Annotated in this window: 14 protein-coding genes; 11 read left to right on the top strand and 3 right to left on the bottom strand. The window is 55.0% G+C overall.

Annotation, left to right across the window (positions count from 1 at the left end):
* Nucleotides 1-1,045: 1,045 nt before the first annotated feature.
* From BLX24_RS06240 to BLX24_RS06200, 10 genes are all read left to right on the top strand, one after another.
* Entirely contained in the window at nucleotides 1,046-1,687 is a 642-nt protein-coding gene (locus BLX24_RS06240; protein WP_071502211.1) for a (2Fe-2S)-binding protein, read from the top strand.
* Nucleotides 1,684-2,676, top strand: a complete 993-nt coding sequence (locus tag BLX24_RS06235) for an FAD binding domain-containing protein (RefSeq protein ID WP_071502210.1) — start codon at nucleotides 1,684-1,686, stop codon at nucleotides 2,674-2,676. The genes BLX24_RS06240 and BLX24_RS06235 overlap by 4 nt, the downstream gene beginning before the upstream one ends.
* Nucleotides 2,677-2,858: 182 nt before the next feature.
* Nucleotides 2,859-4,985 carry a xanthine dehydrogenase family protein molybdopterin-binding subunit gene (locus BLX24_RS06230; protein WP_071502209.1) on the top strand — a complete coding sequence of 709 codons (2,127 nt, stop codon included), beginning with the start codon at nucleotides 2,859-2,861 and terminating at the stop codon, nucleotides 4,983-4,985.
* A 51-nt stretch (nucleotides 4,986-5,036) separates the two neighbouring features.
* Nucleotides 5,037-7,307: a S9 family peptidase gene (locus tag BLX24_RS06225; RefSeq protein WP_071502208.1), complete on the top strand. Its 2,271-nt coding sequence runs from the start codon at nucleotides 5,037-5,039 to the stop codon at nucleotides 7,305-7,307.
* Between the two features lie 593 nt (nucleotides 7,308-7,900).
* Nucleotides 7,901-10,291, top strand: a complete 2,391-nt coding sequence (locus BLX24_RS06220) for an immunoglobulin domain-containing protein (RefSeq protein ID WP_071502207.1) — start codon at nucleotides 7,901-7,903, stop codon at nucleotides 10,289-10,291.
* Nucleotides 10,292-10,390: 99 nt separating this feature from the next.
* Nucleotides 10,391-11,284 (top strand): class A beta-lactamase, subclass A2, encoded by an 894-nt coding sequence (bla, locus tag BLX24_RS06215; RefSeq protein ID WP_071502206.1) that lies wholly within the window; start codon nucleotides 10,391-10,393, stop codon nucleotides 11,282-11,284.
* A gap of 502 nt (nucleotides 11,285-11,786) precedes the next feature.
* Nucleotides 11,787-11,912: a hypothetical protein gene (locus tag BLX24_RS33820; protein WP_262482976.1), complete on the top strand. Its 126-nt coding sequence runs from the start codon at nucleotides 11,787-11,789 to the stop codon at nucleotides 11,910-11,912.
* A gap of 154 nt (nucleotides 11,913-12,066) precedes the next feature.
* A complete protein-coding gene (locus tag BLX24_RS06210) occupies nucleotides 12,067-12,891 on the top strand; it encodes an alpha/beta fold hydrolase (RefSeq protein WP_071502205.1) in 825 nt (274 codons plus the stop codon).
* A 190-nt stretch (nucleotides 12,892-13,081) separates the two neighbouring features.
* A complete protein-coding gene (locus BLX24_RS06205) occupies nucleotides 13,082-13,546 on the top strand; it encodes a DUF2306 domain-containing protein (RefSeq protein ID WP_083421825.1) in 465 nt (154 codons plus the stop codon).
* Between the two features lie 113 nt (nucleotides 13,547-13,659).
* Nucleotides 13,660-14,388, top strand: coding sequence for a WD40/YVTN/BNR-like repeat-containing protein (locus tag BLX24_RS06200; RefSeq protein WP_071502203.1), 729 nt, complete (start codon nucleotides 13,660-13,662; stop codon nucleotides 14,386-14,388).
* A gap of 16 nt (nucleotides 14,389-14,404) precedes the next feature.
* Here the strand turns inward: BLX24_RS06200 and BLX24_RS06195 are convergent, their stop codons facing one another.
* On the bottom strand, nucleotides 14,405-15,310 hold the full coding sequence (locus tag BLX24_RS06195) for a glycoside hydrolase family protein (protein ID WP_071502202.1): 906 nt from the start codon (nucleotides 15,308-15,310) through the stop codon (nucleotides 14,405-14,407).
* Between the two features lie 169 nt (nucleotides 15,311-15,479).
* Entirely contained in the window at nucleotides 15,480-15,905 is a 426-nt protein-coding gene (locus BLX24_RS06190; RefSeq protein ID WP_143092579.1) for a hypothetical protein, read from the bottom strand.
* A gap of 147 nt (nucleotides 15,906-16,052) precedes the next feature.
* Between BLX24_RS06190 and BLX24_RS06185 the strand changes: the two genes are divergently transcribed.
* The gene (locus BLX24_RS06185) at nucleotides 16,053-17,075 is read left to right on the top strand and encodes a S66 peptidase family protein (RefSeq protein WP_071502200.1); all 1,023 of its coding nucleotides are present in this window, start codon (nucleotides 16,053-16,055) and stop codon (nucleotides 17,073-17,075) included.
* Between the two features lie 46 nt (nucleotides 17,076-17,121).
* Here BLX24_RS06185 and BLX24_RS06180 read toward each other — a convergent pair whose 3' ends face one another.
* Complete coding sequence (locus BLX24_RS06180) at nucleotides 17,122-17,577, bottom strand: response regulator (protein WP_177225786.1); 456 nt, start codon at nucleotides 17,575-17,577, stop codon at nucleotides 17,122-17,124.
* Nucleotides 17,578-17,844 lie beyond the last annotated feature (267 nt).

The raw sequence follows: 17,844 nt of genomic DNA, 5'->3' as shown, positions 1-17,844 counted from the left end.
TCACCGTTTACCCCCTGTCCCGTCAGGGACAACACAGCGCAGCGTCGGTAGATACCCCATCACCGTTTACCCCCTGTCCCGTCAGGGACAACACAGCGCAGCGTCGGTAGACGTCCGCCCGTGATGTTCCCAACCACCGTTTCGTGCCGTAGGTACGACACATGATTTATAATGCCCTTACAGGGCGGTTGGCCGGAACGGGATTCATCGATGGCTACCGACGCTGCGCTGTGGTGCTCCTACGGAGCTTTTATAGCCGTCCCGAAAAGCACGGGAATAATCAATTGGTTGGCGCCTACACCAAAACACCATTCCCCATTTGTCCAGTCAGGGACAACACAGCGCAGCGTCGGTAGATACCCCATCACCGTTTACCGTTTGTCCCGTCAGGGACAACACAGCGTAGCGTAGACGGCCCAAAACACCGTTTCCCATTTGTCCCGTCAGGGACAACACAGCGCAGCGTCGGTAGCCCAAAACACCGTTTACCCCTTGTCCCGTCAGGGACAACACAGCGCAGCGTCGGTAGACAGCCCAAAACACCGTTTCCCATTTGTCCCGTCAGGGACAACACAGCGCAGCGTCGGTAGACAGCCCAAAACACCGTTTCCCCTTGTCCCGTCAGGGACAACACAGCACCGCGTCGGTAGCCCAAAACACCGTTTTCCCCTTGTCCCGTCAGGGACAACACAGCGCAGCGTCGGTAGACAGCCCAAAACACCGTTTCCCATTTGTCCCGTCAGGGACAACACAGCGCAGCGTCGGTAGACAGCCCAAAACACCGTTTCCCCTTGTCCCGTCAGGGACAACACAGCACCGCGTCGGTAGACAGCCCAAAACACCGTTTCCCATTTGTCCCGTCAGGGACAACACAGCGCAGCGTCGGTAGCACGTCCGCCCGCCATGTTCCCAACCACCGTTTCGTGCCGTAGGTACGACACAGGATTTTGCCACCATGCCATAGCAAAGGCGCATACGCTCGGTTTTCGGGGCATTTAAAAACCTTGGGGCCAGCCACAGGCTTTACCGGAAAACGATCCGGGCTATGCAACACAATGAACCCGACCGGAATAACAACGCCGGACAGGAAGCACGCCGTGACTTTCTGAAACAATCAACCCTGCTGACCGCTTTGTCGCTGACGCCTTCGGTGGTGGTGCAGGCAGCCGAAAAGCATCTTGACGAAAAAGCCGCCGCCTATTTCGAGCAGGTAACGCTTAAACTGACAATCAACGGAAAACCGTATACGCTGTCGGTTGAACCACGGGTAACGCTGCTCGATCTGCTGCGCGAACGCCTTAACCTCACCGGCACTAAAAAAGGCTGCGACTACGGCCAGTGCGGTGCTTGTACCGTTCATATCGACGGCCGGCGCACGCTGTCGTGCCTGACGTTTGCAGTCATGCACGAAGGACAAGCCGTTACGACCATCGAAGGCCTCGCCGAAGCCGGGCCGCAAGGCAAACTGCATCCGGTGCAGGAGGCCTTTATCCGGCACGACGGATTTCAGTGCGGCTACTGTACGCCCGGCCAGATTATGTCGGCCATCGGCTGCCTCCGCGAAGACCGCGCCAACTCACCCGACGAGATCCGGGAATATATGAGCGGCAACATCTGCCGGTGCGGGGCCTATAACAACATTGTCGATGCCATCGCCGAGGTGAAGAAAGGAGGGCAAAAGGTATGATTAACTTCCAGTATCTGCGGGCTTCGTCGCCCAAAAGCGCCATCGATGGGGTGCGGACCGACCTTTCAGCCCAATTCATTGCCGGCGGCACCAACCTCATCGACCTGATGAAACGTGGCATTACCGCCCCGCCGAAGCTGGTCGACATCAATAACCTGCCCCTGCGCGACATTGCCGACGAGGGGAAAACCATCCGCATCGGCGCGCTGGCCCTCAACAGCACCGTGGCCGATCATTCGCTTATCCTGAAAAAACTTCCCCTGCTGGCACAGGCGCTGAACGCCGGGGCCTCGGCCCAGATCCGGAACATGGCAACGGTCGGCGGCAACATGATGCAGCGTACGCGGTGCCCGTACTTCTACGATCCGTCGCTGCCCTGCAACAAACGGGCGCCCGGCAGCGGATGCGGGGCCGTCGCCGGTATCAACCGCATGCATGCCATTTTCGGACTGGAACCCGTACCCGACCAGCATGTGTGCATTGCCGTTCATCCGAGTGATATGTGCGTAGCGCTTGCGGCCCTGGACGCCACGGTAGAGGTATGGGGGCCGGGCGGTAACCGGACTATTCCGTTTACAGGATTCCACCGGTTACCGGGCAGTAATCCGCAGAAAGACAACACGCTGCAACACGGCGAACTGATTACCGCACTCCGGCTACCGGACAATGCGTTGGCCACACACAGCCATTACCTCAAAATCCGTGACCGCGCGTCGTATGCCTTCGCCCTGATTTCGGTAGCCGCCGCGCTTGACCTGAAGGGTAAAACCATTCAGCAGGCACGGCTGGCGATGGGCGGGGTGGCCCACAAGCCGTGGCGGCTGACCGAAGCAGAGCAGGTTCTGATTGGCAAACCGGCTACCGAAGCCACGTTCCGCGAGGCGGCACAGGTAGCTATGCGGGGTGCACGGGCCTTTGAGCACAACACCTATAAGCTGAAGCTGGCCCCCGCCGCTATTGTTGAGGCCCTGACCAGAGCCGCCGGTTAACACCCCACCCCTAACCCCTTCCCTCAACATGAGGAGAGGGGAACTGGTACAGCACCCCATCCTTAACCCCTTCCCTCAAAACGAGGAGAGGGGAACTGGTACAGCACCCCACCCCTAACCCCTCCCCTCAAAACGAGGAGAGGGGAACTGACACTCTTTCACCCTTTCACTCTTTAAGACTTATGATCGGTGATCCAATGAGCCGCGTTGACGGGCGGCTGAAAGTAACGGGCGGCGCAACGTATGCCGCCGATAATCAACTGACCGGACTCGTGTATGGGGTGCTGGTGACGAGTACCATTGCCAAAGGCCGGATTAAGGCCATTGACACACAGGCCGCCCGAAAAGCACCGGGGGTGCTGGAAATCATAACGTATCAGAATGCGCCGAAGGTACCGGGCTACGAAGCGAAACCTACGGGGCAGACCCGCGTTGACGGGCAGGAATTCAGGGTGTTTTACAACGACGAAATTCTGTTCAATAACCAGCCGGTGGCGCTGGTGCTGGCCGATACGTTTGAACGGGCCAACCATGCGGCGTCGCTCGTTACGGTGCAGTATGCACAAGCGCCTCACCAAACAGCGCTCCGGCCCAACCTCACCAAAGGCACCAAACCCAAACGCGCGGACGACTACCTGCGCGGGCAGGCCAACGCCTACACAACCGCCCCCGTACGCGTGGAACAGGAATACACAACGCCCATCAACGTCCATAACCCGATGGAACCCCATGCGGCAACAGCTGTCTGGCAGGATGCCAATAACGTGACGGTTTACAACAAAACCCAGGCCGTGAGGATCGCCCAGCAGGACATCATGAAGGCGTTCAACCTCAAAGAAGAAAACGTACGGGTTCATTCGCCGTTTGTGGGCGGGGCCTTTGGCAGCTCGTCGAGGGTGTGGCCGCAGGAAATGGCGGCTATTCTGGGCGCGAAAAAAGTAGGCCGGCCGGTTAAGGTGGTGCTGCGGCGCGATCAGGTGTTTAATATGGTCGGCTACCGGCCCGAATCCATCCAGAAAGTGGGTATCGGCGCCAGTCCGGACGGTAAACTGGTGGGCATTACCCACGAAGCCTACGGCCTGACATCCAGCTACGAACAGTTTGCCGAACGCATTGTCGACCCGTCGAAATCGCTGTACAGCTGCCCGAATCTGAACACAACGTACAAGCTCGTCCCCCTCGACCTGAGCACGCCCTGCTGGACCCGCGGTCCCGGAGAATCAAGCGGCTCGTTTGCGCTGGAGTCGGCAATGGATGAACTGGCCTATGCCCTCGGCATGGATCCCATCGCTCTGCGGCTGGCTAATTTTGCCGAAAACGACCCCGAAAATCAGCATCCCTGGACCAGCAATCAGTTGCGGGCCTGCTACGAACGCGGGGCAACGCAATTCAACTGGGCACGCCGGACACCCGCCCCGGGTTCAATGCGCGACGGCGACTGGCTCGTCGGGCTGGGCATGAGTGCGGGGATTTACAAAGCCGGCCGCTCACCGGCCACTGCACGCGCAACGCTCCTGGCCGACGGCTCCCTGCTGGTCCAGAGCGCCACGGCCGACGTGGGTCCGGGCACCTATACCATCATGACCCAGATTGCGGCCGATGTGATGTCGATGGACCCCGCCCATGTCCGGTTCGAACTGGGCGATTCGGCCCTGCCACCTGCCCCCGGTCAGTTTGGGTCACACACAACCACCTCAGTTGGTTCGGCGGTGTATGATGTGTGCCTGTCACTCCGGCAAAAGGTGCTGGAACTAGCCAGCGGACAAGCCATTACGACCCGCGACGGCTACGTGGAACTGCTCCGGCAGAAAGGCATGCCACAGTTGTCGGTAACGAAAGAATCGAAGAGTGGCAGTGAGGAAAAAACGCACTCGGGCAAGTCGTTCTGTGCCAATTTCGTGGAAGTATGGGTGCATCCGGTAACCGGTCAGGTGCGGGTTGTTAAGGTCGTGTCGGCGCTGGATGTCGGAAAGGTAATCAACGCCAAAACCGCCCGCAGTCAGGTGCTTGGGTCCGTGGTATGGGGGCTGGGCATGGCGCTGATGGAGGAAGGGCAGATCGACCACCGCTTCGGCCGGTACGTCAACAAGGATCTGGCCGATTACCACCTGCCGGTCTTCGCCGACGTACCCGACATTGATGTGATTCTGATTGACCAGCCCGACACCATCCTTGACCCGATCGGCGCCAAAGGCATCGGCGAAATCGGCATGATCGGGTTTGCGGCAGCGGTGGCCAATGCCGTCTATCATGCTACCGGCAAACGCATCCGGAATCTGCCCATTACACCGGACAAGCTAATGGCATAAGGAGAATATGCGCTATATTTAGCCGTTAAACTACTTCGTTCAGCGGCACCTATGGCAGCTTCTCCCGTTCCGGTTTTCCGGTATTTGACATTTCTTAGTTTTCTGTTGACGCTGCCCTTTTCCGGCCACTCGCAGGGCACGCGGGCCGATTACCAGCGGGCCGAAGCCCTGAACGGGGCATTCCAGAACAAGATCTACCATGCGCCCGACAAAGTGCAGTGGCAGGGACATACCTTCTGGTACCTGAAAACGACGGCCAACGGAAAGGAATTCATCAAAGTCGACGCTGATAAGCGCGAAAAAAGCCCGGCCTTTGACCAGACGCGGCTGGCGGCCTCCCTCAGCCGCCTGACCGGACAACCGGCCGCCCCTTATCAGCTGCCATTCAGTGAGATTACGCTGCTGCCCAACGAGGTATCGTTCAAAATAAAGGACTCTACCTTTGTCTGCCCGCTCGACAGCTACCAGTGCCGGCTGAAGGAGGTCTCGTCTCCGGCCGGTCCGAACCGGTACTGGGGCAGTCAGAACGACGAACGCGACGGGCGTCCGGTGCCTTCGCCGGACGGGGCCTATGTCGCTTTCATCAAAAACCACAATGTCTACATCCGGCCGGTCCGCAAACCAGGCGACGAAGTTGCCCTGAGTTTTGACGGATCGGAAGGAGACTACTATTCGGCGCGGATTGTCTGGTCGCCGGACAGCAAAAAACTGGCTGTGAACAAGGTACGTGCCAACGCCCCGCACCTGATTTACCTCATCGAATCATCGCCGACAGACCAGCTGCAACCGAAACTGCACTCCCGTCCCTACCTGAAACCCGGCGATGCGCTGCCGCAGCGGACGCCTACCCTGTTTGTCATTGACACCCGGCAGCAACTGCCGGTACCGGCCACGCTCATTGCCGGGCAGTATAACGTAACGACGCCGCAATGGCGCAGGGACAGCCGTGCGTTTACGTTTGAGTATAACCAGCGGGGTCACCAGTGCTACACCGTTTTTGAGATGCGTACCGATGGCACCACCACGCCGCTGATCGACGAAACCAGTAAGACCTTTATTCATTACAGCGGTAAGTATTTCCGGTACGATCTGGCCGATGGCCGCGAACTGATCTGGGCTTCCGAGCGGGATGGCTGGAATCACCTTTACCTGTACGATGGCACCGGCAAGGTTAAAAACCAGATCACCAAAGGAGACTGGGTGGTCCGGCGGGTGGTATCGGTTGACGAGGCCAAACGTACTATTCTGTTTGAAGGCAGTGGTCGCGAAGCCGGACAAGACCCGTATTTCATTCAGCTGTACCGCATCAATTTCGACGGCACCGGCCTGACCGCCCTGACGCAGGGTAACGGCAACCACCGCACTTATTTCTCCGATGATTATCAATACGTTGCTGACTGCTACTCACGCGTGGATGAACCACAGGTAACCTTACTGCGCGAGGCGGCGACGGGTAAGGTGCTGATGGACCTCGAAAAGGCTGATATTGCCCCGCTGCTGGCGACAGGCTGGAAACGGCCGGAAGTATTTACGGCCAAGGGGCGCGACGGCAAAACCGACATTTGGGGTATCATCGTGCGCCCATCGAATTTTGATCCGGCCAAAAAATACCCCGTCATCGAATACATTTATGCCGGGCCGCACGACTCGTTTGTACCCAAAAACTTCGTCACCGATTCGCGCGGATCGCTGCACGAAATGGCGGAGCTGGGCTTTATTGTGGTGCAGTGCGACGGCATGGGAACGTCCAACCGCTCGAAAGCCTTTCATGATGTGTGCTGGCAAAACCTGAAAGACAGCGGTTTCCCCGACCGCATCGCCTGGATGCAGGCAGCGGCGCGGCAGTATCCGTACATGGATCTGAGCCGCGTAGGGATTTGGGGAAACTCAGCAGGCGGGCAAAGTTCGGCCGGAGCGCTGCTGCACCATCCGGATTTCTACAAGGTTGCCGTCTCGTCGTCGGGTTGCCACGACAACCGGATGGACAAAATCTGGTGGAACGAGCAGTGGATGGGCTACCCCATCGGCGAGCACTATGCCGCCTCATCGAACGTGACCCATGCCGCCAGGCTGAAAGGCAAGTTACTCCTGATTCTGGGCGAGCTGGACGACAACGTTGATCCGTCATCGACCTACCAGCTGATCAACGCCCTGATCAAAGCCAACAAAAACTTTGATTTTCTGTTTGTGCCGGGCATGAACCATTCTCTCGGCGGCGACTACGGCGAGCACAAACGCCGCGACTTTTTCGTCAAACACCTCCTCGGCATCGATCCGCCGGCCTGGGACTGGACGCCGGCTATCACGGTACCGAAGCCGTGAGGGGGCGGGGACATCGATGGGGCCCCTACCGACGCTACGCTGTGGCGCTCCTACGGAGCGAGCGGTACACCATAAATCGTCGTAATCCCCTTGTTGTCCCGTCAGGGACACAACAGCATAGCGTCGGTAGCACGTCGGCAACAAATCATCACCAATCCCTTGTCCCGTCAGGGACAACACAGCGCAGCGTCGGTAGCCAACAAGATTTGTGGCAACGATTTCATAGGTACGACACATAAAACGATACCTGCCGATGCTGAGCAGTGGCGCTTCTACGGAGCGATGCACCATGCAACTTAAGATTTTCTCCCCCTTTGAACGAGGTCAACTGATCTGTCCCTGACAGTACCATGAGAATGAAAAGTAGACGGATAATAACAAACGTATCTGTCTTCTATTGACGCATACTCACTAACACAGAAAATTTATTTCCGGAAAATACGTGTTACCATTACGCATACCTTCCTTGACGTTCGTAAATTAACTGACCTAAATAACAGAATAACAAATTAAATGTAACCATAAAGGCCAGTAAATCTCTCACCAATCATACAAATCTGCTCTTTTGAGCACTAATCATCATTCACGTTGCTATGAAAAACATATACACGTATCTACGTGCTCCCAAAAGCGGCCAGGCCTGTCACAGCATCCGGCTGATCTGGCTGATACTGCTCAGTATACTGGCTACATCCGGCCAGACACTATTGGCACAATCCAACAATGTCAATGCGCCAGAAGTTCTCTATATACGAACGGTCAACAGTATTTCGGTTTGTTCCGGCAGTACATCGCCGAGCGCCTATGCACTCTGGAGTAACTCCCCTTCAGCATTAACCATCACACAAACCATCTATGAGGGCAGTGATTGCTCGGGACAAAGCATTTCAGTAACGTCATTCACGGCAACCCCGCAAGGACTGGTTACGCCAATCACCAGGGATATTTCCTTTGCGGGAGTGAGTCCCGGCGCTAAGAGTGTATATATAGCAGCCAAATCGGCTGATATTACCAGCGGCCCCACAGGATGTATCCCTGTTACTGTAGCCGGGCTACTTTCGGTAAGTGCCGGCAGCAATAATCCGGTTGCCTGTGAAGGTAGCGGCGTTAGCCTGTCTGCTGTCGCAACAGCCTATCAGGACGCTCCGCAAACGTATCAATGGTACAAGGACGGCACACCCGTAGGAACAGCGCAGACCTCTCCTGTTTTATCACTAACCGACACAAAACCCACCGATTCAGGGTCTTATATTGTCATGGCTACGAGTAATTGTAACAGCGTGACTTCGGCCGCGTTTGAACTGACGATTAACCCAAAACCCGACGTGACACTAACCTCTGCAACGCTGACCTGTGCGCGGCCGGTGGCTTCGCTAACGGCCAGCGGAGGCAACCGTTATCTGTTCTCGGGCGAAAGCCTTTCCGGAAATTTTTCAGAAACACCCATAGTCAGTGTCAGTGCTGCCGGAACGTATACCGTAACGGCACAAAGTACCAACGGTTGTACGGCAACCGCCAGTACAACCGTTAAAAGCACTACGGCCATTATTCCGGCCAGTCTGACAGCCAGTGGTGTTATTAGCTGTACTTCAACCAGCGTAACCCTGACGGCTTACCCGGCAGGACTAACGTATACCTTTGGATCAGGCGCGAATCAGACCGGTACGTCTAATGGAGCCACGGTCAACGCTGCCGGTATCTATTCGGTCACCGTCACCGATGCCGGAGGGTGCTCGGCCGTAGCAGAAGCTACGGTAACGGGCAGTACTACGGCTCCGGCCAGTGCGGTATTGCAAGCCAGTCCGGCCGGAGAGCTAACCTGCTCACGTCAAAGCCTGACGCTCACAGCACAAGCCACCGGAACCGGCCTGACCTATCGATTTGATGGTCCAACTCCAATCACACTCCGGGATAATACGATCATTGTTGATCAGCCCGGCACCTATTCAGTCATTGTTACCGGCGGCAACAGCTGTACGGCCATCGCATCCACGACGGTCACCAGTAATACCCTGGCCCCCACCGTCAGTCTGGCCGCCAGCAACAGCCTTAATTGCACTACACCCGCCACTACGCTGTCGGCAACGGCTACGGGCTCCGGTGCACTTACCTACAGTTTCAGTAATAACAACGGGCTTCTGTCGGGCAGCCCGTCTTCTGCCAGTACGGTAAGTATTAATCAGCCCGGCACCTATTCAGTCATTGTTACTGATGCCAATGGTTGCTCAAACGTGGCAACCAGTCAGATAAGCGGGGATAAAGTACTCCCGACAGTAACCATCAACGCCTCAACCTCGACGCTTAGTTGTGTAAACCTGTCATCTGTTTTAACGGTCAATACCTCCGGCACTCAGATCCGGTGGTCGGACAATTCACCGGCAACCAGCATTACAGTCGCTGTCAGCGGCACTTACGGGGTATCGGTTACGGGATTAAACGGCTGTACGGCTTCAACTTCTATACTGATTGGTCAGGCAACATCTACGACAACAATCAGCGTTTCGGCCAGCCAGACTTCGTTTCAATGCAGCCAGACCAGCGCAATTATCCTGACGGCAGCAGCGGGCAACAGCAGTTATACCCTGACCGGTCCGGGCGGCCTGCAAACGAACACCACCGGCATTTTTTCTGTGAGCTCGGCAGGAACTTACACGATCAACAGTATGCCGGGAAGCGGCTGTACCGGCACCGGCAGTATTTCGCTTGCCGAAGCCGTACCACCCACAATAGGCAGTAGTGTATATATCCCTTCAGCTGGCCGCTGTCAGGGTTCTATAATTGTAACCGGTAACGGGTCAACCTTCACCATAACAGGCCCTGGCGGTTACGTCTACAGTACCGTATACCGGCAGGCAGATACTTATCGGTTTACTACACCTGATATTGTTTTACCAGGATCATATACCGTTACGGTCAGTAGCGGCCCTGGCTGTCCACCGGTAACTTACCGGCAAACAGTTACAGATACCTGCCGGCAGCAATAGACGTTTGAATTATTCCCGTTGTTGCCCGTACGGTTAACAACGGGAATGTGTTTGTTCGCTATCTTTACCACACAAACATCCTTACCATCTGCTACACGCATGAGAACCACTTTGCTCGTCGCCGGGCTGCTCGTTACCCTCTCTCCGGTCTTTGGCCAGATTACCCGATTACAGGCTGAAATTAACCAGGTTATCAGCCGGAAAAAAGCAACGGTCAGCGTGGGTATCTATGACATCGGCAGCCGGCAATCGCTCTATATCAATGGCGATAAATACGCGCCGATGCAGAGCGTGTACAAGTTTCACGTTGCCTTAGCCGTGTTGAAAGAAGTGGATAAGGGCCGGTTCCGGCTCACGCAGAAAATGCGTATCCGGAAAAGCGATCTGGTGCCCGATCTGTACAGCCCTATCGGCGAGGCCCATCCTAACGGTGTCGAACTGCCGCTGTCGGAGATTATCCGGTACATGGTCGCCGAAAGCGACGGCAGCGCCTGCGATTACCTGTTCCGGCTCCTCGGCGGCACAAAACCGGTCAACGACTTCATCCATCAACTCGGCGTCTGGGATGTTTTTATCGCGGCGACAGAAGAAAAAATGCAGGCCAAAGGCAACTGGGACGTGCAATACACCAACCGGACTACGCAAAAGGCCATGATCAGTTTGATGAAGCTGTTTTACGAGAAAAAAATCCTGTCGCCTGCCAGTCATACGTTTTTGTGGGATGTGATGCTGAGCACCGTAACCGGTCCCGACCGACTGAAAAAAGGCCTGCCGGCCGGTACACCGATTGCCCATAAAACCGGGACATCGGGCACAAACAAAGGCGGCATGATGGGCGCCGTCAACGATGCCGGATTCATGACACTGCCCAATGGCAAGCACGTTGCGATCAGCGTATTCGTCACCAACTCAACCGAGGGGATTGAGGCCAATGAGCGGATCATTGCCGACATTGCGAAACTGACGTATGCTTATTTCGCCAAAACAAAGTAGTGCTTATGATGATGGCAGGCCCGCCATCATCCGTACCTATACTACTCATTATAAATTGATTACACAGCTGAACACACTGGTATCTTTGCGACCAGACTACGCGATGTCAACTCCCTCCACCTTATTATGACATCCATCGGGATGCGGCTGATGATGTGCGGCTGGCACATGAAGACCCTCAAAAAAATGCCCGGCTCAAAAACGGCCGGGCATTAAAGACTTGTTCAAGTGAATATTTATATGTTCGTCCAAAGAAACTATCTATTTACTTAGCAGCCATCAGTGTCACCCGACCTTGCCTAAGATTAACTAAACTTTAATCCGTTTAGCAACATTATTAAAATATAAGTTACAAAAACGCCATTAATGTTTCCGGTTTTACCATAAAACCACTTCCCATCGTATCATTCCCTTCTTTCTTTGCTTCTGAACACAAAACCGACTTGGGTCGTAATAGCCGGTACCATCGCCGGTCGGCGATAGCTCACCGGTCGATTACTGCGTGCCGGGCGTCCGCGACCGGGGCAGTAGCTCGGTCTTTATCGTACCGGATTACCAGCGTGGCGGTACGCCCTTTACGCTCTATACCCGGCAAAACGGAAACGAACTGACGATTATGAAGAAGTAGGCTACCATGGTTCCCATCTCTGAGAAACCACTGAAAGTACCGTATTATCAGCGATTCATACCGCGATTTGTCAGCCCGTAAGGCCCACCTTTGTTCAGGAAAACCGACAGGCTTTAGCCCTCGCCGGCATCACGAACCAATAAACTCCAAAGCTATGCCTACGTTAAAACTGAAAGACGGTACTGAACTGTATTACAAAGACTGGGGAACCGGCCAACCGCTTGTCTTTCATCATGGATGGCCGCTGTCCAGCGACGACTGGGACGCTCAGCTGATGTTCTTCCTGCAACACGGCTACCGGGTAATTGCCCATGACCGCCGCGGACACGGACGCACTACGCAGACCACCCACGGACACGACATTGATACCTATGCCGCCGACTCTGCCGAGCTGGCGGAGTTTCTCGACCTGAAAGAGGCCATCCACATCGGTCACTCTACGGGTGGCGGAGTCGTGGCACGATATGCCGCCAAATACGCTCAGGGACGGATTGCAAAAGCAGTTCTGATTAGTGCCGTAACGCCGTTGATGGTTCAGAATGAGAGCAATCCGGACGGCGTGCCGATGGCCGTTTTTGACGACATCCGCGAGAACACCGCGACCCGGCGTCAGCAGTATTTCCATGAGTTTACGATACCGTTCTACGGCTACAACCGGCCGGGTGCTACGGAATTACAGGGCGTGCGGGATAACTGGTGGCGGCAGGGCATGATGGGCGGGATCAACGCGCATTATTACGGCATCAAAGCCTTCTCGGAAACCGATTTCACGGAAGACCTCAAGAGCCTGACGATCCCGGTGCTGGTGCTGCACGGCGAAGACGATCAGATTGTTCCGATTGACATTACGGCACGGAAAGCGATCAAACTGCTTCAGCACGGCAGCCTGATTACCTATCCCGGCTTCCCGCACGGCATGCCAACCACAGAAGCGGCTACGATCAACGCCGACCTGCTGGCATTTATACAATCAGCATAACCGCTTTTTCGGTATCAGTCCCTACCCGTTGTGTATCCCGCGGGCAGGGACTGTTTTTTTAAAACGGTCTTTTACCTGCTCCGGAAAAACGCCCGTATATCGGCCAAAAGGCCTTGTTTATCGGAAAATCATCGGTTTGTCAGCCGTCAATACGCTATGTTTGGGCATACTTTTATGCACCCATAGCTTTATGATACACTCGACGACAGGGCTTATCCACGTATTTTTTGCCGTAGTAGCCATGGTGGCAGGCGGTCTGGTCATTGCACTTCCTAAACGAGGCCTGATGCACCGGCGCATCGGTTACGTGTATGTCATCAGCATGCTGCTCACCAACAGCAGCGCGTTCCTGATCTATCATTTATTTGGGCGCTTCGGCCCGTTCCATGCCCTCGCCATCTTCAGCACCATAACCATTGCAGGCGGCTTTGTGCCGGCACTCTTCCGGAAAAAGGTGAAGAACTGGCTGCACTGGCATTATTACTTTATGAACTGGTCGGTAGTCGGGCTGTATGCTGCCTTCTGGGCCGAACTGACAACCCGTACGTTACCCATGGGGCGTTTCTGGATGCTTGTCCTCATAGCAACGGCCATCACAACCGGACTGGGCTCGTTTTTTATCCGTAAACATGCCAAACGGCTGACCGGCGCCTGAGGACAAGGTAGTTTTTCCGCCGGCAACTACCTCAGTCCGTTAAATCAGGTCATTGATCGTGCAAGTATTTTTTGTATACATTTACGCAAAATAATAAACACATCACGATCTTTATGTACCGCTTTTTCTGCTACGCCATGCTTTTTCTGGCATTCTCCTGTCAGAAGCCAGACCCGGATACTATTTCTCCTGAATATCCGGATTGGTACACGATCAAGGCGCCCGTTGACGAAGAAATCTTTGGCGTATGGGGTGACTACGACAACACATTGCTGATTTCTACCATTACCTCCGTTTTCCGCTCGACAGATCAGGGGAAAAACTGGCAGAAAGTAGCGCAGCCGACAGCGTCAGTGTTTGGCTTTCTGATGTACAGAGACACGTTGTTTGCTTTTGACGGATTACTCACGCGAAACGGTCTGGCACAATCCCTGACCAATGCCAGCAGGTTCAGTACCGACGACGGGGTAACGTGGCAGCCGTATCGCCGGTACAACCCTGATCTGGATGCATTTGAGAAAGCAAGCCCCTCTCCCCTCGCCGTAAACCCGGTCAGATCAACCTCCGGAACAGAGTATGCCATTAACCGGGTATATCTAGACCCTCCGACACAGGCAACCCGTCGTTTTGAAACACCGGGCATCATCGCCCAAACCAACCGGCGTATTGACCTGCCTCAGCTGCATCAGCTACGGAGCCTTTATCTCGACCGGCAACAGCGTTTATACATTGCCGGTACTGATGCCGTCTGCGGCCGGGGACATGCCGGCGAAAACTTCTTTTTCTGTAACAGCAAGTCGGGCCGGGGCGTCGTGTATATCTCAAAACGTCCGCAACCGTAACGGAGGAGCCTGATCACTACTTCGGGAAATACACCCTGACTTCGGGATGCATGGTATAAAGCCGGTACTTGCCACCATCGCTGACGAGGATCCCACTCGACGCATTATTGCCCATAACCGGGTTGCCGGGGTATTTTTTCCAGTGAATCAGGTCGGTCGAAACCGCCACGTTGACCGACCACTCGCGCCAGTCTTTAAAGGCACTGGCGTGGTAATAAGCATAGTAGCGGCCTTTGTAACGCACCACCTGATTCATCGCCACAGCAAAACGGTCGTAGGCGTCAGGGCCTTTGTCGAGGACAGGTTCGTCCTGCACGTTGGTCCACGTTTTCAGGTCGGTAGAAGTTGCCAGCCAGACGGCTTCGTCGTTACGTTCGTAGAACAGATACCAGCGTTTGCCCTCTTTCCAGAGTGTGGGCGTACCATAGGCGCCTTTGCTGAGCGGTTGCCCGTTTTTATAGCGAATATCAATTGCTCCCTGATCCTGCCAGTGAATCCGGTCGGCAGAGGTCAGCAGGTGTGCGATATCATCGCGGCTTTCGGCGGCCATATACCAGGTATTGCCGTCTTTCAGTACGCACATGTCCTCCACCCAAAGCCCCTGATGAATCGGGTTGGCCGGATAGCGGGTCCAGTGCAGGCCGTCGGCGGAGGTGGCATAGCCCAGCAGTTTGGTTTTGTCGTCGCTGCCTTTCCGGTAACCCGTATACCACATGTGCCAGGTTTTGCCTTCGTGCAGGATGTAGCCCCGTTCGCGGATGGTATGGTCCCAGGTTGCCGGTTCGCCCGTACCCGTAAACACCGGATTACCGGCATAGGGTGTAAACGAAACCATTTCGGCCGGAAACACGGCATCAGCAGACGGATCAGGCAGACCCCATAACAGACACAGACCCGGGATAAGCAGCAGCAGCAGTTTCATAACGGTTTCGGCCGGACAGGGGTGTTTTCATCTGCCGGAGCACGCTACCCATACTACGCTGCCAACCCCGTGAAAGGCTAGTGAGTACCCACAAAACGGGCACCGCCACCCAAACCACAGACGATTGACCAGAATCAGCCTGTGGTTCCGGCGACGATGCCCGTTCCGTTTATTTTTTGAGGGTGATGATCATGTCCTGATCATTCGAATCCGAGACTTTGACCGAGATCCGGCCATTCCCGCCTTTACCGAAGTTATCCCCGCTTTTTACCAGATTGACCTCCCCGTTTCCGGCATCGGTCAGCGACACGTCGCTGACATTACCTTGCAGAAAGTCACCGTTATCTTTAGTTGTGATGTTCAGATCGATACCGACCGATGTTTCTGACTCACGTACAACGGTCAGACCACCTTTAAGGTTTGTCTGTCCGGCCTGATACGTTTTACCACCTGTCTCAATAGTCGAGATGGTATACGAACCGGTTACCCGTGCCGACAGCTCCGGCGATGGTTCGGTTTCTTTTTTACAGCCGGTCAGGGCGGCGATGCATAAAACCGCCATAACGGCAGTACGGGCGAAAGAAGACGTTTTCATGTTCATGTAGTTGTTGTTTGCTGGTACAAAACTGGTACACAGCCGCCAACTCCGGAAACACGTTTTCCGCCAACTGGCAAAAGCACCGGCTGAGGTGTTGTTTTGGCCTGATTAACCGGATCAGGCGTATTTGTTTATATTTGCTCTATGTCAACTCGCCGTTCGTTCCTCAAACTAGCCTCGCTGGCCCCTGCGCTCAGCCTGCCAACGCTGTCGGCCGACAGCCTGAAACCTAACCGCCTGAAGCCAGGCGATACCATCGGTCTGTTCTGTCCGGCGGCACCGGCTTACAGCAGGGAAGACGTGCAGATTGCCATTGAATCGTTGCAGGCGCTGGGGTTTAAAACACGGCTGGGAGCCCATTTCTACGAACGGTACGGGTATCTGGCCGGGCGTGATGCCGACCGGGCGGCCGACCTGAACACCTTTTTTACCGACCCCGACATCAAGGGCGTCGTGGCGATGCACGGCGGCTGGGGATGTGCCCGCCTGTTGCCGCTCCTCGACTATGCGGCCATACGGCGCCATCCGAAACCGCTCATTGGCTACAGCGACATTACGGCCCTGTTGCTGGGCATTTATGCAAAAACCAGTCTCATTACGTTTCACGGGCCGGTAGGCTCAGCGACCTGGAATGCGTATACCGTCGGCTGGTTCCGGCGCGTTCTGATGGATGGCGAAGCGGTGACGATGCAGAACCCGGCCGACAAGGGCGATAACCTGACGCAGGTCGCTGACCGCATCACGACGCTTACGGCCGGTACGGCCCGTGGCCGGCTGCTCGGCGGTAATCTGACCGTACTGAGCCACCTGATCGGTTCCTCTTACCTGCCCGACTGGAAAAACGCCGTGCTGTTTATTGAAGATGTAGGCGAAGATGTTTACCGCATGGATCGTATGCTGACGCAGCTCAAGCTGTCGGGTATCCTGGCGCAGATCAGCGGTTTTGTATTCGGAAAGTGTACCAAATGCGATCCGGGCAGCGGCGGCTACGGCTCGCTGACCATGGAAGATATTTTTGCCGACCACATTACCCCGCTCGGCAAACCGGCGTTTACCGGTGCCATGATCGGCCATATTAAGGATAAATTCACGGTGCCGGTAGGGCTGGATGCCGAAATCGACGCCGGTAAGGGAACAATCCGTTTGCTGGAGAGTGCCGTCCGGTAAACCGCAGGCACGATACCGGTGCTACGCGCCTGGCCAGGCCTTAGGGCTACTTGTAGGGGGGCGTTTTCGGCACCACGGAAGGAGTTTGCTCGTTTGCCGGTTTAACTTCCGGAATATTATTGTCTTTCCAATAGTCCAGCATATTCTTCACCATGGTTTTCCAGCCGCGCAGATTAGTTGGTTTTTCAATAAACGAACTCGCTCCTAAATCGTAGGCTTTTTGCACCAACGATTCTTCTGAGTAGCTCGAAATCACCACAATAGGCAACTGAAAATCAGCCAGCTGCTTTTTTATTTCTATCAACAGGGTAAGGCCGCTTGGCTCCATAGGACTCAGAAACAGATCCAGCAGAATAAGCCTGGGGCGGACATTTTCCTTTTGTGTTAAATAGGCAACTGCTTCGTTTCCATTTTTACAGCTGATGAACGAAACTCCGGGAAAATGTTCACGAGTAACCCGGTTTATTATATCCAGAAAAACAGGTTCATCATCAATAAGCAAAATCGGGAAACCCGTTAAATGATCAGTCATGTACAAAACTCGTTTACAACAATTCAAGCCTTAACTATCTGCACAAACATTGATTACCCACCCGATCAGACAGGTTGTAAACATCTATTTATCCGGTTATCACAAAACGGACAGGCTGGCTTGTATTGGCAGCCTTCAGCTACTACGAAAAACAAAGTTTCTCTGAGACCAATGACGAAGTGAGACGCATGCGTGATGGATTAGGGACGCGCTAGACCATCCGCTCAGAACAGGAGA

The organism is Arsenicibacter rosenii, assembly GCF_001870735.1.
GTDB classification, from domain to species: domain Bacteria; phylum Bacteroidota; class Bacteroidia; order Cytophagales; family Spirosomataceae; genus Arsenicibacter; species Arsenicibacter rosenii.
This window is presented reverse-complemented; position numbering and strand designations above follow the sequence as displayed.